Genomic DNA, 538 nt, shown 5'->3' with positions numbered 1-538 from the left:
ACTGTCCTCACTACAACTGTCAATGAGGCAGAAGAGGTGACGGAAGTTGAAATCCAGACACCTCAAGCAGATTCTAGTGAAGAAGTGACGACTGCGACAGCTGATTTGACGACCAACCAAGTAACCGTCGATGAACAAACAGTTCAAGTAGAAGACCTTTCTCAACCAATTGAGGAAACTCCAACTGCAACAGAGAATGAAAAACCAGCAGAAGTAGCGCCAAGTTCAGAAGTTTCTGAGACAGGGACAGTTGCTGAAGAGACACCATCTACAGAAACACCTGTAGCTGAAGAAACAGCTGAAACGACTCCAGCGGAAGCACCAGTAGCAGAAACAACTCGCCCAGTTGAAGAAGCTCCACAAGTGGCGACTCCAGCTACCGAAGAAACGGCAGCAACAACTCCAGCAGAAGCACCAGTAGCAGCTGCGCCGGCAACTGAAACGCCTGCTGATACAACAGGAACAAGTGCAACAGAAGAAACAGCAGCATCAACAGCAACTTCTGACACTGCAACTTCGACTTATCAAGCAGAGCAAA

The 538-nt window shown here is 48.1% G+C and carries 1 pseudogene; it reads left to right on the top strand.

What is annotated here, in order from left to right:
- Positions 1–538: pseudogene (locus GMD1S_RS12405) on the top strand (peptidoglycan-binding protein LysM); the annotation flags it as partial.

The organism is Streptococcus sp. GMD1S (genome assembly GCF_000296875.1).
Classification (GTDB): domain Bacteria; phylum Bacillota; class Bacilli; order Lactobacillales; family Streptococcaceae; genus Streptococcus.
This window is presented reverse-complemented; position numbering and strand designations above follow the sequence as displayed.